We start from the raw sequence: 22,679 nt of genomic DNA on the forward strand, positions 1-22,679 counted from the left end.
ACCACATGACCGCGAAGACCGTCAGCGACGTCAGCACCATCGTCACCGTCACGCCCAACCCCAGCCTGGACCGTACGTACGAGATCCCGGGGCTGGAGCGCGGAGCCGTGCTGCGGGCCTCCGCCGACCGGGTCGACCCCGGCGGCAAGGGCGTCAACGTCTCCCGCGCCGTGGCCGCCGCCGGGCTGCGCACGGTGGCCGTCGTCCCGCTCGGCGGGCCCGAGGGCGCGCTGCTGGAACGGCTGTTGGCGGACCTCGGCATCGAGGTCGCCGGAGTGCCCGTCGAGGGCTCCACCCGCGTGAACATCTCGCTCGCCGAGGCCGACGGCACCCTCACGAAGATCAACGGGGCGGGCCCGCAAGTCGCCCCGGACGAGGCCGCGGCCATGGTGGAACACGTACGCACCCGTGCCGCCGACGCCGGCGCCGGCTGGATCGCCTGCTGCGGCAGCCTGCCGCGCGGCCTCGCGCCCGAGTGGTACGCGGAACTGGCCTCCGCCGTCCACGCGACCGGTCTGCGCATCGCCCTCGACACCTCGGGCCCCGCGCTCGCCGCCTCTCTCGGCGGGCAGCCCGACGTGGTCAAGCCCAACGCGGACGAGCTGTCCGAGGTCGTCGGCAGGCAGCTGACGACTGTCGGAGACGCGGTCAAGGCGGCGGCAGAGGTACGGGAGCGCGGCGCGCGTGCGGTGCTCGCCAGCCTCGGCGCGACCGGCCAGCTGCTCGTCGACGAGAGCGGAACGCACTTCGGCAGCGCCCCCGTTGCCGCCGTGCGCAGCGACGTCGGTGCCGGAGACGCCTCGCTCGCGGGATTCCTCGCGGCCGGCGGCGCCGGCCCCGACGCACTGGCCGCGGCCGTCGCACACGGTGCGGCCGCCGTCCAGCTCCCCGGCAGCCAGATGCCCACCCCTGCCCATCTGCGCCGGGGCGAGGTCACCGTGACCGCCGAGGTCCCCGTGGACCACCCGCTGGGCCACCCCCTGTTGTCCCCTTCCCCCGCTGTGCCCGACAGCGTCAATGGAGCCGTGAGATGAGCCAGTTGATCAACGCGGAGCTGGTCGACCTCGACCTGACCGCCGACACGAAGGACGCAGCGGCCCGCGCGCTCGCCGAGCGCATGGTCGCGCAAGGACGCGTGACCGACCTCGAGGGTTTCCTGGAGGATGTGGCCGCGCGCGAGGCACAGATGCCCACCGGGCTCGATGGCGGCATCGGCATTCCGCACTGCCGCAGCGCCCATGTCACCGAACCCACGCTGGCGTTCGGCCGCGCCGCCGAGCCGGTCGACTTCGGCGCGACGGACGGGCCCGCCGACCTGATCTTCCTGATCGCCGCACCGGACGGTGCGGACAGCGATCACCTCAGCATCCTCTCCAGCCTGGCCCGGCACCTGATGGACGAACAGTTCACGGGCGCACTCCGGTCGGTGAGCGACCCGGAGCAGGCAGCGGCGCTCGTACGGGGCGACGCGGAGCCCGGCGACGTGGAGTCGGGTGCGGTGGAGTCCGGTGCCGCGGCCGGTGCCGCTGAGTCCGACGGGGCCGCGGAGCCGGATGACGACGCGGGCGCGGACGGAGCCGGCTCGGACGGTGGCGCCGCCGACGGCGGTGCGGCTGCGGGTGGCGCGGAGCCGGAGAGCGGTGCGGCCGCCGGTGAAGGGGGCGCGTCCGACGGACCGTTCCGCATCGTCGGCGTGACCTCCTGCCCGACCGGCATCGCGCACACCTACATGGCCGCCGAGTCGCTGGAGCGCGCCGCCGGTGAGGCCGGCGTCGAGATCACCGTGGAGACACAGGGCTCGGCCGGCTTCGAACGGCTGGACCCGGCCGTCATCGCCGCCGCCGACGGCGTGATCTTCGCGCACGACGTGGAGGTACGGGACCGGGCCCGGTTCGCCGGGAAGCCCACCGTCGACGTCGGCGTGAAGGCCGGCATCAACCGGCCCGGCGAACTCATCGACGAGGTACGCGCCAAGGCCGCGCGCGGCGAGACCAGCGGCACCGCCGCCGGCGCGTCGGCGGACGGCGAGGAGGACGAATCCGGGGAAGCCGTCGAAGGCTTCGGCACCCGGCTGCGCAAGTGGCTGATGACCGGCGTCAGTTACATGGTGCCGTTCGTCGCCGCCGGCGGTCTGCTCATCGCGCTGTCCTTCGCCATGGGCGGCTACGAGATCGCCGACGCCAAGTCCGTCGCCGACCACTTCGTGTGGACCGAACTGCACTCCTGGGCCGCCCTCTTCAACCAGGTCGGCACCCTCGCCTTCAGCTTCCTCGTACCGGTGCTGGCCGGCTACATCGCGTACGGAATGGCCGACCGGCCCGGACTCGTACCCGGCTTCGTCGGCGGAGCCATCGCCGTCAAGATCGAGGCCGGCTTCCTCGGCGGCCTGGCCGCGGGCCTCATCGCGGGCGCCGTGGTGATGGCGATCCAACGGGTGAAGATCCCGTCGACGCTGCGCGGCATCATGCCGGTCGTCGTCATCCCGCTGATCTCCTCGGCGATCGTCGGCACGCTGATGTTCGTCGTGATCGGCAACCCCATCGCCATCGCGCAGAAGGCGATGACGGACTGGCTCGGCGGCCTGACCGGCACCAACGCGGTGCTGCTCGGGCTGCTCATCGGCCTGATGATGTGCTTCGACCTGGGCGGTCCCGTCAACAAGGTCGCGTACGCCTTCGCCACCGGCGGCATCGCCACGTCCGACCCGGGCAACGGCAGCCTCATGGTGATGGCCGCGGCGATGGGCGCCGGCATGGTGCCGCCGCTCGGCATGGCGCTGGCGACCACCGTGCGGGGCAAGCTCTTCAACAAGGCCGAGCGCGAGAACGGCAAGGCCGCGTGGGTGCTCGGCGCCTCCTTCATCACCGAGGGCGCCATCCCGTTCGGCGCGGCCGACCCGCTGCGGGTCATCCCCGCGTCGATGGCGGGCGGCGCGGTGACCGGCGCGCTGTCGATGCTCTTCGGCTGCACCCTGCGGGCGCCGCACGGCGGCATCTTCGTCGTCCCGCTGATCGGCTCGCCGCTGCTGTACCTCGTCGCCGTCGCGGCGGGGACGGCGGTCACGGCCGGTCTGGTCATCGTGCTGAAGAGCGCGCGCAAGCGGGGGGCGCCTTCGGCGCCGTCGGCGCCGGTGGAGAAGCCCGCGGAGTCGAAGATCTCCGTTACGGCGTGAGTCTCCGCGCACGCGCGGTGTGGGGCCCGGCCCGGGGTACGTCCTTGGGGCGGGCCCCGCGGCGTGTGCGTCTCGCCGTGGGGCGGGCGCTGCTCCCTCTCCTTTCCGCGGGCAGCGCGGCGGCGGAGCCCTCCCCACCTCCGGGCGGTGTCCGGGGCGAAGCCCCGGCTCCTCCCGCGCCCGGGCGGCAGTCCCGTTCCCTCTCGCCACCCTCAGGTGGGGTCCGGGGCGGAGCCCTGGCTCCTTCCGCGCCCGGGCGGCAGTCCCGTTCCCTCTCACCACCCTCGGGTGGGGTCCGGGGCGGCAGCCCCGTTCTTCGCGCGTCAGCGCGGTCTGGGGTCCGGGGCGGAGCCCCGGTAGAAACGGGTAGGGGCGGCTCTGGGGCTCAACCCCTCACGGCGGCGCGTGCGTTGGGTGCGTGGGGACAGACCTCGCGGGTGCGGTCCGGTGTGCCCACCCGTTCCGCCCCCAAGGGCGGACCAGCTGCCCACACCGGGGGTTACGGGGCGTAGAGGTCGGCGTAGGAGGGGTAGGTGCCGCCGGGGCCGTCGACGGATTCCGCCGCGTGCACCGCCTTGACGATCGCGCGGGTCAGCACATCCGCACCGGCCGCGAGCAGGTCGTTCAACTCGCCCTCCACCAGTTCGCGTTCGCTCGTCGCCAGCGCGAACACCGTGTCGCCGTCGTGCATCAGATGCACGGGCCGCACCGCGCGGGCCAGCCCGTCGTGCGCGGTGCCCGCGAGCTTCTGGGCCTGGGGGCGGGTGAGGGCCGCGTCCGTCGCCACCACCGCGAGCGTGGTGTTGAGCGGCGGCCGGGCGCCGCCCGCCGTCCGTGCGGCCGTCTTCTCGCGCGCCTCCGCCAGCCGCGCCTGCGCCTCCGCGTGCCGCTCCTCGTCGGGGAAGCGCGGGAGGCCCCCGAACAGCTCGCCGTACAGCGCGCCCGTGGCCGGGTCGAGGATGGAGCCGGCCGCGTTCACCGCGGCCAGCGCGCTCACCGTGGAGCCGGACGCCAGCGCCGTACTGGCCGAGCCGATACCGCCCTTGATCCCGCCGGCCACTGCTCCCGTACCTGCGCCGACACAGCCCTGGGGGACGGGCGCCCCCGGTTCCGTACGGCCTGCCGCGTCCGCCGCGGACCAGCCCATCTCCGCGTCGGGGCGGGCCTGCCAGCGCCCTCCGCGGCCGAGGTCGAAGAGCACGGCCGCCGGCACGACCGGCACCACCTGCCCCGGCCCCGGGCCGACCTGGATGCCGCGGCCCTGCCCCTCCAGCCAGCTCATCACGCCCCCGGCCGCGTCCAGCCCGAACGCGCTGCCCCCGGTGAGCACCACGGCGTGGATCCGCTCGACGAGATTCCGCGGGTCGAGCGCGTCCGTCTCCCGCGTACCCGGGCCGCCGCCCCGGACGTCGACCGCGGCCACCGCCCCGTGCTCCGGTGCCAGTACCACGGTGGTGCCCGTCAGCCAGCCGCCCTTGGTCCGCTGTGCGTGCCCCACCCGCAGTCCCGGCACGTCGGTGAGCGCGTCCTGAGTCTCCATGGGGCATGGATATCAGGACGGCGCCGGACGCGCCGTACCCTGGAGGGATGAGTACGAGTCCGTCGCAGTCCGACAAGTCCGCCGAGCAGCCCCGCGAGGGAGCGTCCGCGCTGGACTTCGACGACCCGCTGACGCTGCCCTCCTCCGACGACACGGACCGCGGCTGGGGCGAGGGCAGTTCGGGCTCCGGAAACGGCGGAGGGGCGGCCGATCTCGCCCGGTTCCTCGACGAGAAGCCGCCCCACCACCTGTGACGTGCCCTCCCGGGCACGCCACCGCGTGTGACGCGGTCTCCCGCTAGGGCCGCTTGTCCATGGGGGTCGACCCGCCGGTGGACGGGCCGTCGTCCCCACCGCCGTCGTGCCCGTGCTCCAGCGGGCTCGTGCCCGTGGTGTTCGCGGCCTCGCCGTCCGCGCCGCCGGCGTTCTGCAGCACCAGCGCGTCGCGGATCTCCGTCAGCAGATCGACCTCGGTGATCTCCGCCGGCGTCTCGTCCAGGCCGAGCTTCTTCGCGCGGCGCTCCTTGTAGCGGGTCATCGGAAGGATCATGAGGAAGTAGACGACGGCCGCCGTGATGATGAAGGTCAGGCCGGCCCCCACGACCGGGCCCCACTTCAGCATGACGCCGATCGCTTCGCCGGTTTCCTTGTCCACGCCACAAGGGGCCTTGATGCAGCTCTCGTACGCTTCGAGGTTCTTGGTGCCGATGGCGCCGACGAGCGGGTTGATCAGTCCCTCGACCACCGCGCTCACGATCTTGCTGAAGGCTGTTCCGACGACGACGGCAACGGCCAGTTCGACCACGTTGCCCCGCATCAGGAATTCCTTGAATCCCCCCAGGAGACTCGTCTTCTCGGCCTCGGGGGCCTTCACGTCGCTCAACGGACTTCCTCTTTCCCGACCAACTGTCAGCACTGTGCGTTGTGGTGACGGGGCGTCCGCTCAACACAGCGTCACCGCCAGTCGGGAGGTGGCCGCCGCGCCGGCGAGTTCGGTGGCCGTCTTCCGCGATACCGCGACCACGACCAGCGCACCGTCACCCGCAACAGTGTCGTCAGACTCCGGCACTTGAGCCACTCGGACATTACGCGCCACAAAGTGCGCAGAAGTTGACGTCGGATCGCCCCGATTTCCGCTGGCGATCACATCGATGCGGTCGCCGGGCTCCAGCAGCCGCACCGTGGCCGCGTCGGGGATCCGCAGCGGTGCCGAGACGGTCCGCGACAACGCCGCGCGGGCCTCCGCGGCCGTGCGCGAATCGGCCGTCATACGGGCGCCGGCCGCCGTACGGGAGTCCGTCGCCGCCCCTCCGGCCGCCGCCCGCTCCTCGCCGGGTCCGCCGCCACCGCCGCCGCGCGCGGGGGAGGCGGCCAGCGCGGCCGCTGCCACGGCGAGTCCCGCGGTGACGGCGGTCAGGCCCGCGGCCACCGGGCGCCGGCCGCCGCGCAGCGCGTGCCGCAGCCGGTGCCGGCCGTGGCCCGCACGAACGGGGTCGAACTCCGGGACCGCGCGCGGCGGATGGAGAGAGGGAGAGGTCCGGGACATGACGCACACCGCCTGCCGTCGAAGATGCCGTTGCTGCGTTCTTCTCCGAATACGGTGCACGCTGCGGAGGCCCTCTGCGGCCCCGGCTCGATTTCCGTGGATAACCGGGCAGTTGTGGAAAACCCGGTCACTCACAGGGGGCACAGGCTGCACACGACAGGCCCGCCGGTGTCTCCCAGGAGGCCAAGCCCCCGTCCCGTCAGGGGAGTTCGAAGCCCGCGTCGAGGCCGTCCAGCGAGTGCCCGCAGACGCAGTCGCGCTCCGCGGGCAGCCTGCCGACCGCGTCGAAGAGCACGCCGCGCAGCCGGTCCACGTTCTCGCCGAAGACCCGCATGACCTCCTCGTGCGACACGCCCTCGCCCGATTCCGCCCCGGCGTCGAGGTCGGTGACGAGTGTCAGCGAGGAGTAGCAGAGGCCGAGTTCGCGCGCGAGGACGGCCTCGGGGTGCCCGGTCATGCCGACCACGGACCAGCCCTGCGCGGCGTGCCAGCGCGACTCGGCGCGGGTGGAGAAGCGGGGGCCTTCGACGACGCAGAGGGTGCCGCCGTCGACGGGCTCCCAGTCCTGCGCGCGGGCCGCGGCGAGCGAGGCCTGCCGGCCCTGCTCGCAGTACGGGTCGGCGAAGGCGACATGGACGACGTTCGGCACGGTGCCGTCCTGGCGGGGCTCACCGTCGAAGTACGTCTGCTTCCGCGCCTTCGTGCGGTCCACCAGCTGGTCCGGTATGAGCAGCGTGCCGGGCCCGTACTCGGGCCGCAGGCCGCCCACCGCGCACGGGGCGAGGACCTGGCGTACACCGGCGGCGCGCAGCGCCCATAGGTTGGCGCGGTAGTTGATCAGGTGCGGCGGCAGATGGTGCTTGCGTCCGTGCCGGGGCAGGAACGCGACCCGTCGGCCCGCGAGTTCGCCGAGGAACAGCGAGTCGCTGGGCTGCCCGTACGGGGTGTCGACGGGGACCTCTGTGACGTCGTCCAGGAACGAGTAGAAGCCGGAACCGCCGATGACACCGATCTCTGCCTGTGCGCTCATGCGCCACACCCTACGGGCCGCTGTGCGGCCCGTAGAGGGCGGTCGTCAGGCAGCGGGAGAGGCGGCCTTGCCGGAGCTCTTGGGGTCGCTCTTGGAGGACGACGAGCTGCCGGCGGAGCCGGAGTCCGACGAAGAGGAGGACGACGACGAGGAGTCCGAGGACGAAGAGGACGACGAGCTGTCGCTGCTGCCGTTCTTGGACGACGCGTCCGAGGAGCTCTTGCCCGCCGTGCTGCTGGAGGACGAGCTGCGGCTGTCGTTCCGGTAGAAACCGGAGCCCTTGAAGACGATGCCGACGGCCGAGAACACCTTCTTCAGGCGTCCCTCGCAGCTCGGGCAGTCGGTCAGCGAGTCATCGGTGAACTTCTGCACCACCTCGAGACCTTCGCCGCAGTCGGAGCACTGGTACTGATACGTCGGCACGTTCTTCCTCCTGGCACTCTTACTCGTTGAGTGCTAACGACGGTCCATAGTGCAGTATTCCCGCGCGTCAGTCCACCGTGACCGGAGTCCGGTGACCGATACCACGCGCTGCGTTCCGCCCGGCACGGCGGACGGACAGCTTCGCACGGAAGGGCAGCAGCACCAGCAGGGCGAGCGCCGTGCCCAGGAACGGTGCGAGGAATCCGGCCCCCGCCCCGAAGGCGTCGGCCAGCTGTCCCGCGACGGTCGAACCGGCGGCCTGGCCCAGCGCGACCGCGCCGGTCAGCCACGTGAAGGCCTCCGTACGGGCGCCGGCCGGCACCAGCATCTCCACCAGGGTGAAGGCGGCGATCATCGACGGGGCCACGCACAGTCCGGCCAGCAGTCCGATGCCGCCCAACAGCGGTGGCCACGAGGCGAACCGGGCGACCGCCGCGAGGGCGAGCGCGGCCAGGACGAGCACCGGGTAGGCGGCGAGCAGCCGGAAGCGCGGACCGCGCTTCCACCGCACCGCTCCGACGGCGAGGGCCGCCAGCATGTTGCCGCCGGCGAAGACGCCGTACAGCACGCCGTTCAGGCCGGGTTCGCCGATCGACTCGGTGAACGCCGCGAGGGAGACCTGCATCCCGCCGAACACGACGCCGATGCCGAACAGTACGGCGATCAGCACCCGTACGCCGGGGACGGACAGCGCCGATGTGCGCGCGTTCCGGTCCGCGTGCTGTCCGTCAGTGGCGGGAGCGGTACGTACGGTGTCCGGCTGCGTGCCGCGCTGTACGGCGAACAGCAGGCCGCCGCCCAGCATCAGCGCGGCCTCCGCGACGAGGCCCGCTGCGGGGTGAACGCCCGTGCACAGGGCGGTCGCCAGGACGGGGCCGACGACGAAGGTGAACTCGTCGGTGACCGACTCGAAGGCCGCGGCGGTCGTCATCAGCGGCGAACCGTCGAGGCGTGACGCCCAGCGGGCGCGCACCATCGGGCTGATCTGCGGGGCGGTCGCGCCGGCGGGGACGGCGGCGGCGAACAGCGCCCACGCGGGCGCGTCCAGCAGCGCGAGGGCGGTGAGCAGGGCGACGGCGGCGGCGTGCAGGAAGACGCCGGGCACCAGCACGGCGGCCTGTCCGTACCGGTCCGCGAGCTTGCCGCTCTGCGGGCCGATGAGTGCCATCGCCACACCGGCCGTCGCGGACACGGCGCCTGCCGTGCCGTACGAGCCGGTGGTGTGCTGTACGAGCAGCACGATGCTGATCATCAGCATCGCGAAAGGCTGCCGGGCACAGAAGCCGGGCAGCAGGAATGTCCATGCGCCGCGTGTACGCAGCAGCGCGCCGTATCCGGGGCGCGCGTCCTGAATGGTGGCCGGGGATCCCACGGCCGGGCCTTTCTGCCGCCTGGTAGCCCGCGGAAGCGGACCGAGGGCTGTCCTCTTGCGCATGACCGCCGTGCGGCCGCGCCAGCCCTGCATCAGACAGAGTCGGGTGAAGCTTGCCAACAAGAAGGGTAACGGGAGAGCCGGGACTCCAGAAGCCTTACGCGCGCGGGGCGACGGGCGGGACGCCTCAGCGCCGGAGGCCCGTACTGCCGCCGGTGCCGAGCCAGCCCGCCAGTTTGCCGCCGCGTCCCACGGCGAGCAGCCGCCGTTCTGCCGCGTCCCGCACTTCGTCGGTGGTGACGACGAGCAGTTCGTCACCGTGCTGCAGGACTGTCGTGGGGAGCGGCACGAAGCTGGAACCGTCGCGTACGACGAGCGTGACGGCCGCTCCTGGCGGCATGCGCAGCTCGGTCACCTCGACGCCGTGCATCTTCGAGGCGACCGGGATCGAGACCGACAGCAGATGGCCGCGCAGCCGTTCCAGCGGGGCCGACTCGATGTCCACGTCGAGTGCCTCGGACCCGTCGTCCAGTCGCAGGGTGCGGGCGAGCCAGGGGAGCGTCGGACCCTGCAGCAGTGTGAAAAGGACCACCAGCACGAAGACGATGTTGAATATCCGCTCGCTGTCCTCGACTTCGGCGACGCGTGGAATCGTCGCCAGCACGATGGGCACGGCTCCGCGCAGTCCCGCCCAGGACAACAGCACCTGGTCCGCCCACGGGCGGTTGAACGGCATCATGCTGACCAGGACCGACAGCGGCCGGGCCAGAACGGTCAGCGCGAGGCCGATGACGATGGCGGGCAGGATGTCGTCGCCGAGGTCGTGCGGGGTGACGAGCAGGCCCAGCAGGACGAAGAGTCCGATCTGCGCGATCCATGCCAGACCGTCGGCGAAGCCGCGTACGGCAGGACGGTGCGGCAGGTTGGCGTTGCCGAGGATCAGTGCGGTGACGTAGACGGCCAGGAACCCCGAGCCGTGCGCCAGCGCGCCCCCGGCGTACGCCAGAACGCACAGGGCCAGCACGGCGATCGGGTAGAGACCGGAGGCCGGCAGCGCCACGCGCCCCAGGGAGAGTTCGCCTGCCTTGCCGACCAACAGGCCGATGACCAGGCCGATCACGAGCTCCAGCGCTATTTCGAGCACCAGCATGTACCAGTGGCTGCCGTCGAGATGGGCGGTGGAGAAGGAGACGACGAGGATGACGACGGGTGCGTCGTTGAAGCCCGACTCGCCTTCCAGTACGCCGGTCAGCCGCTTCGGCAGCGGGACCTTGCGCAGAACGGAGAACACGGCGGCCGCGTCGGTGGAGGACACGACAGCGCCCATCAGCAGTGACGTCTGCCAGTTGAGGCCGACGAGATAGTGCGCGGCGGTCGCCGTGACGGCCACGCTGACGGCCACACCGACGGTCGACAGGACCGCGGCGGCGGGGACGGCCGGCCGGATTTCACGCCATTTGGTACCCAGGCCGCCTTCGGCCAGGATCACCACCAGGGCGGCATAGCCGAGGACTTGGGTCAGCTCGGTGTTGTCGAATTCGAGACCGAGACCGTCCTGTCCCATGACGATCCCGATGCCCAGATAGATGAGCAGGCCGGGGAGGCCGCTGCGGGAGGAGAGGCGCACTGCCGCGACCGCGACGAGCAGCACTGCGGCGCCGAGGAGCAGAAGTTCGTTGAGCCGGTCGACAGTCAGGGGCGGATCCTTTGTCCGGGGGCAAGTGCCGTGCGAGTGCCTGGTAGTTCGTTTGGCAAGCTAATAATTTACCACTGCTTGAATCTGCGGCCGGTGCCGGGGCCGCGGTCCCGGCAGGTGGCTCGCTGTACGGCGCGGTACGGGCTCGGCCTATGGTTGCTCCAGCACGGATCCGTACGGGCCGTGCCGGTAACCAGCACAGCGCCAAGCACAGTGTCCACACTGCCCCTCGAAGGACAGCGATGCCCGCCAAGAAGACCTCGCGCCGCACCCGTCTGATCGTGATCGCAGTGGTGTTGCTGCTCGTGGCCGGAGTCGGCGGCGGTACGTTCTGGAGCATCAGTACCGTGCGGGACTCCTTTCCGCAGACGACGGGTTCACTGAAACTCGACGGACTGAGCGACCCCGTCACCGTGAAGCGCGACAACAACGGCATTCCGCAGATCTACGCCGACAAGGGTTCCGATCTCTTCCGCGCGCAGGGGTACGTGCAGGCGCAGGACCGCTTCTGGGAGATGGACGTACGGCGGCACATGACGTCCGGGCGGCTGTCCGAGATGTTCGGCGAGGGCCAGGTGGAGACCGACGCCTTCCTGCGCACGCTGGGCTGGCGGAAGGTCGCCGAGCGGGAGTACAAGCAGCTGTCGCCCGAGACGAAGGCGAACCTCAAGTCGTACTCGGCGGGCGTGAACAGCTACCTCCAGAACCACAAGGGCTCCAAGGCGTCCGTGGAGTACGAGGCGCTGGGCATCACCAACGACTACAAGCCGGAGAAGTGGACGCCCGTCGACTCGGTGGCCTGGATGAAGGCCATGGCGTGGGACCTCCGGGGCAACATGTCGGACGAGATCGACCGTTCACTGATGTCCAGCAGGCTGACCGAGAAGCAGATCGAGGACCTCTACCCGGACTACCCGTACGACCGGAACAAGCCGATCGTCGACGGGGGCGAGGTCCAGCCCGGCAGCGACGAGTTCGAGCCGTCCGGCGGCTCGGCGTCCTCGCAGAGCTCCGCGTCCGGCATACAGCAGGCCGCGCGGAACGCCGGCACACAGCTGGACCGGGTCTCCAAGAAGCTCGACCAGGTGCCGGCCCAGCTCGGCCCGAACGGCAACGGCATCGGCTCCAACTCGTGGGTGGTCTCCGGCGATCACACGACCACCGGCAAGCCGATGCTCGCGAACGACCCGCACCTCGCGCCGCAACTGCCGTCGATCTGGTACCAGATGGGGCTGCACTGCAAAACGGTCAGCGCTTCCTGCCCGTACGACGTGTCGGGCTACACGTTCTCCGGTATGCCGGGTGTGGTCATCGGCCACAACCAGAGCATCTCCTGGGGAATGACCAACCTCGGTGCGGACGTGACGGATCTGTACCTGGAGCGCATCCGGGACGGAAAGTACGCGTACGACGGGAAGCGCATTCCGTACAAGACGCGCAAGGAGACCATCAAGGTCGCCGGCGGCACCAACCGCGAGATCACCGTGCGGGAGACCAACAACGGTCCGATCGTCTCCGACCGCGACGAGGAACTGCGCAAGGTCGGCAACGAGGCACCCGTCGACAACGCGGCACCCGACAGGGGCGACGGCTACGCGGTCTCGCTCCGCTGGACCGCGCTGCAGCCCGGCAAGACGATGGACTCCGTCTTCGAGCTCAACAAGGCGCAGAACTTCCAGGAGTTCCGCAAGGCGGCGCGCGACTTCGAGGTGCCCTCGCAGAACCTCGTGTACGCCGACACCCGGGGCAACATCGGCTACCAGGCGCCCGGCCGCATCCCGGTGCGCGGCGCCGGCGACGGCCGCTACCCGGCGCCCGGCTGGGACTCCCGCTACCGCTGGAAGGGCTATGTGCCCAAGGGCGCGCTGCCCTGGGAGTACAACCCGGAGCGCGGCTACATCGTCACCGCCAACCAGGCCGTCATCGACCAGCGGAAGTACCCGTACAAGCTGACCGAGGACTGGGGATACGGCGCCCGCAGCCAGCGGATCAACGACCTCATCCAGTCGAAGATCAAGGACGGCGGGAAGATCTCCATGGGCGACATGCAGTCCATGCAGACCGACAACAGCAGCGAGATCGCCAAGCTGCTCGTGCCGTACCTGCTGAAGATCAACGTCAAGGATCCGTACGTCCGTGAGGCCCAGCAGCTGCTGGAGGGCTGGGACTACACCCAGGACTCCGACTCCGCGCCCGCCGCGTACTTCAACGCCGTCTGGCGCAACCTGCTGAAGAACGCCTTCGGCGACAAGCTGCCCAAGGAACTGCGCGTCAAGGGCGACTGCTTGAACGTCGCCCCGAGCGACGAGTCGGGCCCCGTCGACGATCTGGAGGGCAACGAGCGGCTGGAGCGCGAGTGCGGCGAGCGCCCCGCCGACCAGGCGCAGCCGGACGGCGGCGACCGCTGGTTCGAGGTCGTACGGAAGCTGGTCAAGCAGCCGGACAACGACTGGTGGAAGACAAAGGGCACACCGAACCGCCCCGGCGACAAGAACCGCGACCAGCTGCTCGCCCACTCCATGAAGGACGCCCGCTTCGAGCTGACGTCCAAGCTCGGCAAGGACATCGACACCTGGACCTGGGGCCGGCTGCACCGGCTGATGCTGAAGAACCAGACGATCGGCACGGACGGCCCGGGCTTCATGCAGTGGCTGCTCAACCGCGGTCCCTGGGACCTCGGCGGCGGCGAGGCGGCCGTGAACGCCAGCGGCTGGAACGCGGCCGGCGGCTACGACGTGGTCTGGGTGCCGTCCATGCGGATGGTCGTCAATCTCGACAACATGGACAAGTCCCGCTGGATCAACCTCACCGGCGCGTCCGGCCACGCCGGCAGCTCCCACTACACGGACCAGACCGACAAGTGGGCCAAGGGCGAACTCCTGCCGTGGTCCTTCAGCGAGAAGGCCGTCGAGAAGTCGACGAAGGACAAGATGGCGATGACCCCCTGACCGGGATCACGCACTTCCCGCGGGCCTGTTGACGCCCGCATCCCACTGACAGGGGCCCCGCCGCGGCGGGGCCCCTGTCAGTGTGTGCCGCGGTTGTCATGCGGTGAACCGGTGCACCTTCGAGGGGGTGACCGCCGCCTGTACGGGACGGTCGTGCGGTTCGGCCGGCACCTCGTCGAGCACCTCGTGGTCGTACAGCAGGACGGCCAGCACCGGCGAGCTCCCCGCCCGCACGCCCGCCTCGATACGGGCCAGCACGCGGTCGTACGAGCCGCCGCCGCGCCCCATCCGCATGCCCCGCCCGTCCACCGCCAGACCGGGCAGCAGGACCACGTCCGCCTGCGTCACGGCGTCCGGCCCGTACCGCGGACCGGACGGCTCCAGCAGGCCGCGGCCTGCGCGCTCCAGCGTCTCCTGGCCCTCGTATCCGCCCCAGTCCAGGTCGTTGTCGGGCATCAGGACGGGCAGCAGCACGTGCGTGCCCCGCGCGCGCAGGCTGTCCAGCAGCGGCCGCGTCCCGGGCTCCCTGCCGACGGACACGTACGCCGCCACCGTGCCGGCGGCGGCCAGCTCGGGCAGTTCCAGGGCCCGTTGGGCGAGCAGATCCGCGGCCTCCTGGCATTCACCTGCCGGCAACTGGAACCTCATCGCCAGGATGTCGCGTCGCAACTGGTGCTTACTAGCGTCAATCTGACTCACCGTTGTGTACAAACCCTTCCTGTGTGCGCATACCGCTACAAACACAGCGGACACTTACCTTCCACACAATGTGTGCGGTTATCGTGCGGGCATGGCTACTTCACCTTCGAAGATCAGCAAGGCCGTCATCCCCGCGGCCGGCCTGGGTACGCGGTTCCTGCCCGCCACCAAGGCCACTCCCAAGGAGATGCTGCCGGTCGTCGACAAGCCCGCGATCCAGTATGTGGTCGAGGAAGCTGTCACTGCCGGGCTCTCCGACGTCCTCATGGTCACCGGCCGCAACAAGCGCCCGCTGGAGGACCACTTCGACCGCAACTACGAGCTGGAGCAGGTGCTGCACGCCAAGGGCGACGCCACCAAGCTCAACCGTGTCCAGGAGTCCAGCGACCTGGCCACCATGCACTACGTACGGCAGGGCGACCCGCGCGGCCTCGGGCACGCCGTCCTGTGCGCCGAACCGCACGTCGGCGACCAGCCTTTCGCCGTTCTGCTCGGTGACGACCTGATCGACCCGCGCGATCCGCTGCTGACCCGGATGACCGAGGTGCAGGAGCAGCACGGCGGCAGCGTCATCGCGCTGATGGAGGTGCCGCCGGAGAGTGTCCACCTGTACGGCTGCGCCGCCGCCGTGCCGACCGGTGACGACGACGTCATAAAGGTCACCGGGCTCATCGAGAAGCCCTCGCCCGCCGAAGCCCCTTCCAACCTCGCCATCATCGGCCGGTACGTGCTCGACCCCGCCGTCTTCGAGGTGCTGCGCAAGACCGAGCCGGGCCGCGGCGGCGAAATCCAGCTCACCGACGCCCTGCAGGCCCTCGCCGCCGACCCGTCCCTCGGCGGTCCGGTGCACGGCGTCGTCTTCCGCGGCCGCCGGTACGACACCGGGGATCGCGGCGACTATCTGCGCGCGATTGTCAGACTGGCATGCGAACGTGAGGACCTGGGGCCGGACTTCAAGGACTGGCTGCGCGGATACGTCAACGAGGAGATGTAGGACTGTGAGCAGGACCTGGTCGGTCGACGAACACCTGGACGACATCCTCGGCGGCATCCGCCCGCTGGAGCCCATCGAGCTGCAGCTGCTGGAGGCGCAGGGCTGCGTGCTCGTCGAGGACGTGACCGTACCGGCGTCCCTGCCACCTTTCGACAACAGCTCCATGGACGGATACGCGGTCCGTACGGGCGACGTCGCCGGAGCGAGCGAGGAGTCGCCCGCGGTCCTCACCGTCAGCGGGGAGGTCGCGGCGGGCAGCGGCGATCTGCCCACTGTCGGGCCCGGCCGCGCAGTGCGCATCATGACCGGCGCTCCCATGCCGCCCGGTGCCGACGCCGTCGTCCCCGTCGAGTGGACGGACGGCGGCACCGGCGGCGGCCCGGCCGACTCCATGGCGCCCGCTTCCCGGCGGGAGAACGCGCCCGGGACCGGCGGCAGTACGGCAGCCGGCGCGGAGACGGGGCAGGACAGCCCGGAGCGGGACGGCGAGGCACCGGACGAGGTCCGGGTGCACCGTGCGGCCGGCCCCGGCCAGCATGTGCGCACGCGCGGCAGCGACGTGCGCGCGGGCGCGGTGGCGCTCACCGCCGGTACGGTCCTCGGCCCCGCGCAGATCGGCCTGCTCGCCGCCATCGGGCGGGGCACGGTCACTGTCCGGCCGCGCCCCCGCGTGGTCGTCATGTCGACCGGCAGTGAACTGGTGCAGCCCGGTGAGCCGTTGGGCCCCGGGCAGATCCACGATTCCAACAGCTTCGTGCTGACCGCCGCGGCGCGTGCCGCCGGCGCCATCTCGTACCGGGTGGGCTCGGTCGCCGACGATCCGGAGACGCTCCGCTCCACCCTCGAGGACCAGCTCATCCGCGCCGACATCGTCGTCACGAGCGGCGGCGTCAGCGTGGGCGCGTACGACGTGGTGAAAGAGGCGCTCTCGGAGGGCGACGAGGACGAGGGCAAGGTCGAGTTCCGCAGGCTGGCCATGCAGCCCGGCAAGCCGCAGGGCTTCGGCCTCATCGGCCCCGACCGCACGCCCATCCTGACCCTCCCGGGCAACCCGGTGAGCTCCTATGTGTCGTTCGAGCTGTTCGTGCGGCCCGCCATCCGCGCCCTGATGGGGCGCGAGCCTGTGCGCCGGCAGCCCGTCCGCGCGCGGCTGACGGCCGACGAGCCGCTCGCCTCGGCCGACGGCAAACGGCAGTTCCTGCGCGGCAGTTACACCGAGGCGGCGGACGGCGAGAAGTCCGGCACCGTCAGCCCGGTCGGCGGGGCGAGCTCCCATCTGATCGCGGCGCTGGCGCACGCGGACGCGCTCATCGACGTGCCGGAGAAGACCACGGAGGTCCTGCCGGGCCAGGAAGTCGACGTGATCCTGCTGCGCGACTGACACCGCCGGGGACGGAGCGGCCGGCCGCCGGGCGACGCGACTGCGCCGCACCACGCGGCCGTACGACCGGTACCGTAGCGGGCACAGACGCGGACCGGGAGAACGATGAGCAGCAGCGCCGAGCAGCAGCACCTCACGCATGTCGACGAGACCGGGGCGGCCCGCATGGTCGACGTCTCCGCGAAGGAGGTCACCGCGCGCACCGCCCGGGCCACGGGACGGGTGCTCGTCGCGCCCCGCGTCGTAGAACTGCTGCGCGGCGAGGGCGTTCCCAAGGGGGACGCCCTCGCGACCGCCCGTATCGCGGGCATCATGGGTGCCAAACGGACACCCGATCTCATCCCTCTGTGCCACCCTCTCGCCGTGTCCGGCGTGAAGGTCGAACTGTCCGTCGCCGACGACGCGGTGGAGATCTCCGCACGCGTCCGGACGACGGACCGTACGGGCGTCGAAATGGAGGCCATGACCGCCGTGACGGTCGCCGCCCTCACCGTCGTCGACATGGTGAAGGCGGTCGACAAGTCCGCGGTCATCTCCGACGTACGGGTGGAGGAGAAGACCGGCGGCAAGTCCGGGGACTGGCAGCGGCGTTCGGGAGACGCCGCTGCGGGGGAAGGAATCACCGCGTGAGCAGCACACAGGAGCAGTACCGCGCTCTGGCCGTCACCGCGTCCAACAGGGCGGCGTCCGGCGTCTACCGGGACACCGGCGGCCCCCTCCTGGTCGAGGGCCTGACCACCATGGGCTTCGCGGTCGAGGGGCCCAGCGTCGTCCCGGACGGCGAGCCCGTCGAGGAGGTCCTGCGAGCCGCCGTGCAGGCGGGCTACGACGTCGTCCTCACGACCGGCGGGACCGGCATCTCGCCCACCGACCGCACCCCGGAGATGACCCGCCGGGTGCTGGACTACGAGATTCCCGGCATCCCCGAGGCCATCCGGGCCGAAGGGCTCGCCAAAGTGCCGACCGCCGCACTGTCCCGCGGCACCGCCGGCGTCGCGGGCCGCACTCTGATCGTCAACCTTCCCGGCTCGTCCGGCGGAGTGCGTGACGGACTCGCCGTACTCGACCGCCTGCTGGTCCATGCCGTCGACCAGGTCCACGGCGGTGACCACCCCAGAGGGGACCCCAACTGAACGCCGTTCCCTGGCCAGTCGAGCTGACGGACGGCAGCACCGCCCTCCGTCCCATAAAGCTGCGCGACCAGCGCGCGTGGCGCGAGGTCAACCAGCGCAACCGCGACTGGCTGCGCCCCTGGGAGGCCACCATTCCGCCGGCGCCGCCCGGCCGGATGCCGCCCCGCCGTCCCACGTACCGGCAGATGGTGCGGCACCTGCGTACCGAGGCGCACGCGGGCCGCATGCTGCCGTTCGTCGTCGAGTACGAGGGGCGGCTCGCCGGTCAGTTGACCGTCGCGGGAATCACCTGGGGCTCGATGTGCAGCGGCCATATCGGCTACTGGATCGACCGTGCGGTGGCCGGCCGCGGCGTGATGCCGACGGCTGTCGCACTCGCCGTGGACCATTGCTTCCACACGGTCGGATTGCACCGCATCGAGATCTGCATCCGTCCGGAGAACGGACCGAGCAGACGTGTGGTGGAGAAACTGGGCTTCCGCGAGGAGGGGCTGAGACCCCGTTATCTGCATATCGACGGCGCCTGGCGCGACCACCTCGTGTACGCGCTGACCGTGGACGAGGTCCCCGAAGGGCTGCTCGCGCGGCGCCACGACACGGACACGGCGCAGAAATGAAATAGGCGTTCGATATGGTGCGTTGAACACCCCCATTCCGTCCATGAGTTGACCACAAATGGCGGCAACCGGGGCTGCTCATCACAAAAAAAGTTCGAGAGACCGGGCACAACGTGCGACACACCGCGGTATTTGGCAGATGGGCTCATGCAATCCCCTCTACCGTGTGAGGGTGAGCAGTAGTGGCCTCATCTATGCAGTCATCGTCGGGGCCTGGGCGGCCTACTTGGTGCCGATGTGGCTCCGTAGGCAGGACGAGCTGAACGAAGCCCGTCCTACGGAACGCTTCAGCACCGCCATCCGCCTGCTGTCCGGCAAGGGAGCGATGGAGCGCCGGTACGCGAAGGACGCCGAACGGCGTGCCGCGGACGGCTCCGGAGCCGACGGGCCCTCCGGCGACGGAGGTCCCGAGGACGCAGGCGGGTCCGGAGGGACCGGCGGGTCCGCCCCGTCCGGCGATGACGACGCGGGAGAGCGCTCCCCGGACGCCGCGGAGAACGCGGTCGACGTCCGGGCCTTTGCCGACCCCAAAACCATGGTGGGCGGCGAGGAAGCGCCGACAGAAATACTGCAGACCGGCGTGGACGGCGCCCGGCAGCAGCGCGAACAGTACGAGGACGAGGACCGTCGCGCGGCCCGCGAGCAGCGGGAACAGCGCGAGGCCCGCGAGCAGCGCGACAGACGGCAGAAGAGAGCCCGTGTGCTGGCCCGGCGCCGGCGCACCACGATGGTCCTCTTCCTCGCCTTCACCTGCGGGTCCGTCGCCGCTGCCGTCGGCGGTCTGGGTCTCCTGTGGGTGCCCGCGGTCCCGGCCGCGCTGCTCACCGCGTACATCGTCCACCTGCGCGCGCAGGAGCGGCGGCGCTTCGCCGTCACCATGGACCGCCGGCAGGCCGAGGCCGCCGCCCAGCGGCTGCACGAGCGCCGCTCGCGGCGCCCCGCGGCGCAGCAGAACTCCGAGGCGGACCGGCCGACGCAGGAGCACGAGCTGCCGCCGCGGACGAACGGCCGTACGGGCGGCCGCCCTTCGGCCCGTCCCGCGGCGTCCGGCGGCCGTCCGGTGCCCGAGACGGGCGGTCCCGGACCGGAGTCCGGTCCGCAGGAGGCGGGCGCCGCCGACAGGCGCGCGCTCGTCGAACAGACCGACCACGCCGAATGGGTCGACCAGCAGCGCGGCCGCGACCGTGACCACTCCGACGGCGAGGGCTGGGACCCGGTGCCCGTCCCGCTGCCCACGTACGTCAGCGCGCCGGTCGCGCCGCGCAGCACGCGCGGCGTGGACCTGGAGGCGCCGGACACGTGGAGCTCCGCGCGGTCCAGCGCGGCGGGCGCCGAGCCGGCGCAGCCCGCGCCGCAGCAGGGCCGCCCCGCCGAGCAGCCGGAGGAGGACGCGGCACCCCGCCCGCGCCGCACCCGCGACCGCGGACGCACGCCGCTCTTCGACCAGTACGAGAACGAGGACCGGCCCCGCGCGGCCAACGAGTGAGCCGCTCCCGCGGACGGTGAGGAAGCGCCGCGGGAGCGGATTTCCGTGTCAGCCGACGAGGGTGCTAATGTTTCACACGTCGCAAGGGCCTGTGGCGCAGTCCGGTAGCGCATCTCGTTCGCAACGAGAGGGTCAGGGGTTCAAATCCCCTCAGGTCCACCGCAGATGAAGTCCCCGTCGGAGATCCGGCGGGGACTTTGTCGTGCCGTACGGCAGCGACGTACGGTCGCGATCGCCCTGGCCGAAGCGGTGGGCGAGGCTGGCTTCCTGTGGCCGGGTCTGGGCTCTCGACGTGCCGTCGGTTCGGGGTGCGGTGTTGTGCCTTCTGAGTCCGGCAATTTGTATACCAAGGCTGCCGTGCGGCGCGCGTATCGTGAAGGCGGCCGGCGTCCCGCGCCGGCGCGGCACGGCGGGTGAAGGGCAGGTACGCGTGGCGGGCAGAACCGAGCGGACGGGCGGTACGGAGGCCGGAGCCGGACAGCCGGGGCGTCCGCCGCTGGGCGGCGTGGCCCGCGAGGCCGTGCGCGAACGGATCGTCGACGGGCGCTATCCGCAGGGGTCCCGGCTGGTCGAGCGGGAGGTGGCGGAGGAGCTCCGGATGTCCCGGGTGCCCGTCAGGGAGGCGCTCAGGGCGCTGGTCACGGAGGGGCTGCTGGAGCTGCTGCCGCACAGCGGCGTGCGGGTGCGGCGGCTGGGCCGTGCCGACGTGGAGCAGCTGTACGAGGTGTGGGAGCCCCTCGCGGTGCAGTCCTCCCGGCTGGCCGCACGCCGCGTGGCGGAGGCCGCGCCGTCCGAACCGCCCGGTCTGGAGGGGCTGCGCACGGCGCTGGATGGGGCCGAACGCGCGGCTGCAGCGGGCGAGAACGCGCGGGAGGCACAGGCGAACACCTCGTTCCACGACGCGGTGGTGGCGCTGGCCGGGAACCCGCTGCTGGAGCGCACCATGCAGCCGCTGGGCTGGCAGCTGCGGCTGCTGTTCGGGCTGAACACGGAGCCGGCGCCGATGCGGGCGCAGCACGCGGGGATGTACGCGCACATCGCGGCCGGGGACGCGGAGGCGGCCGGGGCGAGCACACTGCTGCACGTACGGGACAGCCGTACGGCGGCTCTCCGCGATCTGTTCGGCGACGGCCGGCCAGTCGACGGCCGGAACTGACGCCGGCGGAACGGTCCGTTCGGTACACCCTCTGGCGGTCGCCGTGTGCTTGGTATACAAAGTGCCGAGTCACCGTCGAGCAGGAATCAGAGGTTCCCGATGTGCATGGACCCCGCTCCGCCGCCCCCGCCCCGGCTGACCCGGCGCGGAGTGCTTGCCGGCGCCGCGGCGCTGGCCGGTACGACGACGGCCCTGGCCGCGGCCGGCATGCCGAACGCGTCCGCCGCGACGGCCGGGCCGACTGACCGTCAGGACGCGGGCGGGGACAGCCAATCGGGCGCCGACCTGGTCATCGAGGGCGGCACGCTGCTCGACCCGGCCACGGGCGAGGTCACCGAGAACGCGGTGGTCGTCATAGCCGCCGGCACCGTACGGGCCGCGGGCACGCGCGACGCGACCCGCGCGGAGCGCGCCGGGCTGCCGGACGGCACGCCCGTACTGGACGCGCACGGACGCTGGGTGCTGCCCGGCCTCATCGACGCGCACATCCACCTCAACACCGTCGGCGAGGCGCGGGACGCGCTGCGGTACGGCGCCACCGGGGTGCGCAGCGGGTCGACGGACTTCTACCAGGACATCGCCGTCCGCGAGATCGCCCGCAGGGTGCCAGGGCAGGCGCCCGCGACGCGCGCCGCCGGCATCTTCGTCACCCCGGATCTGGCCGACACCCTCCTCGCCGACCCCGAACTGGCCCCGCTCGCAGGGCTGCGGGACGGCGTGCGCTCGCCGGAGGCGCTGCGCCGGGTGGTCCGGGTCAACCTGCGGCGCGGTGCCGACGTGGTCAAGACCCGCGCCAACCCGCGGGCCGGACTGCCGGATCAGGACCCGCTGGAGCAGGCGTACGACCGCGAGCAGTTGTCCACCGTGGTGGCCGCGGCACGGCGCGGCGGTGCGGGCGTGCTGTGTCACGCGTACAGCGAGTCCGGCTGCCACGACGCGGTCATGGCGGGCGTCCGCAGTCTGGAGCACGGGGTGTACGTGGGCGAGCGCACGCTGCACGAAATGCGCGGCCGGGGAACGTACTTCACGCCCACCCTCACGCCCATCGCCTCCATGGCGGACGACGACGACCCGGTGCTCGCCGAGCGCGGCCGGCGCTTCCTGCCGGTGCTGAAGCAGGCCGTACGGACGGCACACGAACTCGGCGTCCCGCTGGCAGCCGGCACCGACTCGTCGGGCGGAACCGTCACACCCGTCGGCCACGAGGTCGCGCTCCTGCACGCGGCAGGACTGTCCGCGCTGGACGCTCTGCGCACCGCCACCACGGGCGCCGCCGAGCTGCTGGGGCGCAAGGGCGAGGCCGGGCGGCTGGCACGCGGGTACGCCGGGGACGCGGTGCTGCTGGACGGCGACCCGCTGAAGGACCCCGCGGTCCTCAAGCGCCCCGCGCAGGTTGTGCGTTCCGGTGTGCGGGTGAGCTGACGGCCCGGCCGTACGGACGGCCCGGCACGTGACCGTCAGCACCGTGCGCGGGGCCGTCCGTACGG

The 22,679-nt window shown here is 71.7% G+C and carries 20 protein-coding genes and 1 tRNA gene; 13 read left to right on the plus strand and 8 right to left on the minus strand.

Annotation, left to right across the window (positions count from 1 at the left end):
- The first annotated feature begins 5 nt into the window (after positions 1 to 5).
- Both pfkB and AC3AGO_RS20170 read left to right on the plus strand, forming a co-directional pair.
- Positions 6 to 1,034, plus strand: a complete 1,029-nt coding sequence (gene pfkB, locus AC3AGO_RS20165) for a 1-phosphofructokinase (RefSeq protein ID WP_487821620.1) — start codon at positions 6 to 8, stop codon at positions 1,032 to 1,034.
- Positions 1,031 to 3,172: a PTS fructose transporter subunit IIABC gene (locus AC3AGO_RS20170; RefSeq protein ID WP_487821621.1), complete on the plus strand. Its 2,142-nt coding sequence runs from the start codon at positions 1,031 to 1,033 to the stop codon at positions 3,170 to 3,172. Before pfkB ends, AC3AGO_RS20170 begins: the two co-directional genes overlap by 4 nt.
- A 499-nt stretch (positions 3,173 to 3,671) precedes the next feature.
- Here the strand turns inward: AC3AGO_RS20170 and AC3AGO_RS20175 are convergent, their stop codons facing one another.
- Positions 3,672 to 4,712: a P1 family peptidase gene (locus AC3AGO_RS20175; protein WP_487821622.1), complete on the minus strand. Its 1,041-nt coding sequence runs from the start codon at positions 4,710 to 4,712 to the stop codon at positions 3,672 to 3,674.
- A gap of 47 nt (positions 4,713 to 4,759) precedes the next feature.
- Between AC3AGO_RS20175 and AC3AGO_RS20180 the strand changes: the two genes are divergently transcribed.
- Positions 4,760 to 4,966 (plus strand): hypothetical protein, encoded by a 207-nt coding sequence (locus AC3AGO_RS20180; protein WP_487821623.1) that lies wholly within the window; start codon positions 4,760 to 4,762, stop codon positions 4,964 to 4,966.
- 43 nt (positions 4,967 to 5,009) lie between these two features.
- On the opposite strand, the gene AC3AGO_RS20185 is transcribed toward AC3AGO_RS20180, so the two are convergent.
- The 6 genes from AC3AGO_RS20185 to AC3AGO_RS20210 form a co-directional block, all read right to left on the minus strand.
- Positions 5,010 to 5,594 carry a large conductance mechanosensitive channel protein MscL gene (locus AC3AGO_RS20185; RefSeq protein WP_487821624.1) on the minus strand — a complete coding sequence of 195 codons (585 nt, stop codon included), beginning with the start codon at positions 5,592 to 5,594 and terminating at the stop codon, positions 5,010 to 5,012.
- Between the two features lie 60 nt (positions 5,595 to 5,654).
- Complete coding sequence (locus AC3AGO_RS20190) at positions 5,655 to 6,257, minus strand: RcpC/CpaB family pilus assembly protein (protein ID WP_487821625.1); 603 nt, start codon at positions 6,255 to 6,257, stop codon at positions 5,655 to 5,657.
- A 199-nt stretch (positions 6,258 to 6,456) separates the two neighbouring features.
- Positions 6,457 to 7,287 carry an S-methyl-5'-thioadenosine phosphorylase gene (locus tag AC3AGO_RS20195; RefSeq protein ID WP_487821626.1) on the minus strand — a complete coding sequence of 277 codons (831 nt, stop codon included), beginning with the start codon at positions 7,285 to 7,287 and terminating at the stop codon, positions 6,457 to 6,459.
- Between the two features lie 45 nt (positions 7,288 to 7,332).
- Complete coding sequence (locus tag AC3AGO_RS20200) at positions 7,333 to 7,710, minus strand: FmdB family zinc ribbon protein (RefSeq protein ID WP_487821627.1); 378 nt, start codon at positions 7,708 to 7,710, stop codon at positions 7,333 to 7,335.
- 67 nt (positions 7,711 to 7,777) lie between these two features.
- The gene (locus AC3AGO_RS20205; RefSeq protein ID WP_487824725.1) at positions 7,778 to 9,145 is read right to left on the minus strand and encodes an MFS transporter; all 1,368 of its coding nucleotides are present in this window, start codon (positions 9,143 to 9,145) and stop codon (positions 7,778 to 7,780) included.
- A gap of 124 nt (positions 9,146 to 9,269) precedes the next feature.
- The gene (locus AC3AGO_RS20210; protein WP_487824726.1) at positions 9,270 to 10,778 is read right to left on the minus strand and encodes a potassium/proton antiporter; all 1,509 of its coding nucleotides are present in this window, start codon (positions 10,776 to 10,778) and stop codon (positions 9,270 to 9,272) included.
- Between the two features lie 242 nt (positions 10,779 to 11,020).
- On the opposite strand from AC3AGO_RS20210, the gene AC3AGO_RS20215 reads away from it, so the two are divergent.
- Complete coding sequence (locus AC3AGO_RS20215; protein ID WP_487821628.1) at positions 11,021 to 13,726, plus strand: penicillin acylase family protein; 2,706 nt, start codon at positions 11,021 to 11,023, stop codon at positions 13,724 to 13,726.
- A gap of 96 nt (positions 13,727 to 13,822) precedes the next feature.
- On the opposite strand, the gene AC3AGO_RS20220 is transcribed toward AC3AGO_RS20215, so the two are convergent.
- Positions 13,823 to 14,425 (minus strand): 5-formyltetrahydrofolate cyclo-ligase, encoded by a 603-nt coding sequence (locus AC3AGO_RS20220; RefSeq protein WP_487821629.1) that lies wholly within the window; start codon positions 14,423 to 14,425, stop codon positions 13,823 to 13,825.
- Between the two features lie 91 nt (positions 14,426 to 14,516).
- Here AC3AGO_RS20220 and galU point away from each other — a divergent pair, with 91 nt between their 5' ends.
- The 9 genes from galU to AC3AGO_RS20265 all read left to right on the plus strand — a co-directional run bounded on the left by galU (position 14,517) and on the right by AC3AGO_RS20265 (position 22,614).
- Positions 14,517 to 15,419 (plus strand): UTP--glucose-1-phosphate uridylyltransferase GalU, encoded by a 903-nt coding sequence (gene galU / locus AC3AGO_RS20225; RefSeq protein ID WP_487821630.1) that lies wholly within the window; start codon positions 14,517 to 14,519, stop codon positions 15,417 to 15,419.
- 4 nt (positions 15,420 to 15,423) lie between these two features.
- Positions 15,424 to 16,800 carry a molybdotransferase-like divisome protein Glp gene (glp, locus tag AC3AGO_RS20230; RefSeq protein ID WP_487821631.1) on the plus strand — a complete coding sequence of 459 codons (1,377 nt, stop codon included), beginning with the start codon at positions 15,424 to 15,426 and terminating at the stop codon, positions 16,798 to 16,800.
- Between the two features lie 105 nt (positions 16,801 to 16,905).
- Positions 16,906 to 17,430 (plus strand): cyclic pyranopterin monophosphate synthase MoaC, encoded by a 525-nt coding sequence (gene moaC / locus AC3AGO_RS20235; RefSeq protein ID WP_487821632.1) that lies wholly within the window; start codon positions 16,906 to 16,908, stop codon positions 17,428 to 17,430.
- On the plus strand, positions 17,427 to 17,933 hold the full coding sequence (locus AC3AGO_RS20240; protein ID WP_487821633.1) for a MogA/MoaB family molybdenum cofactor biosynthesis protein: 507 nt from the start codon (positions 17,427 to 17,429) through the stop codon (positions 17,931 to 17,933). The genes moaC and AC3AGO_RS20240 overlap by 4 nt, the downstream gene beginning before the upstream one ends.
- Entirely contained in the window at positions 17,930 to 18,550 is a 621-nt protein-coding gene (locus tag AC3AGO_RS20245; RefSeq protein WP_487824727.1) for a GNAT family N-acetyltransferase, read from the plus strand. Before AC3AGO_RS20240 ends, AC3AGO_RS20245 begins: the two co-directional genes overlap by 4 nt.
- A gap of 172 nt (positions 18,551 to 18,722) precedes the next feature.
- Complete coding sequence (gene sepX, locus AC3AGO_RS20250) at positions 18,723 to 20,036, plus strand: divisome protein SepX/GlpR (protein ID WP_487821634.1); 1,314 nt, start codon at positions 18,723 to 18,725, stop codon at positions 20,034 to 20,036.
- Between the two features lie 85 nt (positions 20,037 to 20,121).
- Positions 20,122 to 20,195: transfer RNA gene (locus tag AC3AGO_RS20255), tRNA-Ala, on the plus strand.
- A gap of 271 nt (positions 20,196 to 20,466) precedes the next feature.
- Positions 20,467 to 21,192, plus strand: a complete 726-nt coding sequence (locus AC3AGO_RS20260) for a GntR family transcriptional regulator (protein ID WP_487821635.1) — start codon at positions 20,467 to 20,469, stop codon at positions 21,190 to 21,192.
- 99 nt (positions 21,193 to 21,291) lie between these two features.
- Positions 21,292 to 22,614, plus strand: a complete 1,323-nt coding sequence (locus AC3AGO_RS20265; protein WP_487821636.1) for an amidohydrolase family protein — start codon at positions 21,292 to 21,294, stop codon at positions 22,612 to 22,614.
- The last annotated feature ends 65 nt before the right edge of the window (positions 22,615 to 22,679 follow it).

The sequence above is a fragment of the Streptomyces sp. BL1 genome (assembly GCF_057628045.1).

Excerpts from the sequence above, each read along its gene's own strand:
- pfkB (WP_487821620.1), top strand. The coding sequence starts at position 6 with ATGACCGCGAAGACCGTCAGCGACGTCAGCACCATCGTCACCGTCACG.
- AC3AGO_RS20170 (WP_487821621.1), top strand. The coding sequence starts at position 1,031 with ATGAGCCAGTTGATCAACGCGGAGCTGGTCGACCTCGACCTGACCGCC.
- AC3AGO_RS20175 (WP_487821622.1), bottom strand. The coding sequence starts at position 4,712 with ATGGAGACTCAGGACGCGCTCACCGACGTGCCGGGACTGCGGGTGGGG.
- AC3AGO_RS20180 (WP_487821623.1), top strand. The coding sequence starts at position 4,760 with ATGAGTACGAGTCCGTCGCAGTCCGACAAGTCCGCCGAGCAGCCCCGC.
- AC3AGO_RS20190 (WP_487821625.1), bottom strand. The coding sequence starts at position 6,257 with ATGTCCCGGACCTCTCCCTCTCTCCATCCGCCGCGCGCGGTCCCGGAG.
- AC3AGO_RS20195 (WP_487821626.1), bottom strand. The coding sequence starts at position 7,287 with ATGAGCGCACAGGCAGAGATCGGTGTCATCGGCGGTTCCGGCTTCTAC.
- AC3AGO_RS20205 (WP_487824725.1), bottom strand. The coding sequence starts at position 9,145 with ATGCGCAAGAGGACAGCCCTCGGTCCGCTTCCGCGGGCTACCAGGCGG.
- AC3AGO_RS20215 (WP_487821628.1), top strand. The coding sequence starts at position 11,021 with ATGCCCGCCAAGAAGACCTCGCGCCGCACCCGTCTGATCGTGATCGCA.
- galU (WP_487821630.1), top strand. The coding sequence starts at position 14,517 with ATGGCTACTTCACCTTCGAAGATCAGCAAGGCCGTCATCCCCGCGGCC.
- moaC (WP_487821632.1), top strand. The coding sequence starts at position 16,906 with ATGAGCAGCAGCGCCGAGCAGCAGCACCTCACGCATGTCGACGAGACC.
- AC3AGO_RS20265 (WP_487821636.1), top strand. The coding sequence starts at position 21,292 with ATGTGCATGGACCCCGCTCCGCCGCCCCCGCCCCGGCTGACCCGGCGC.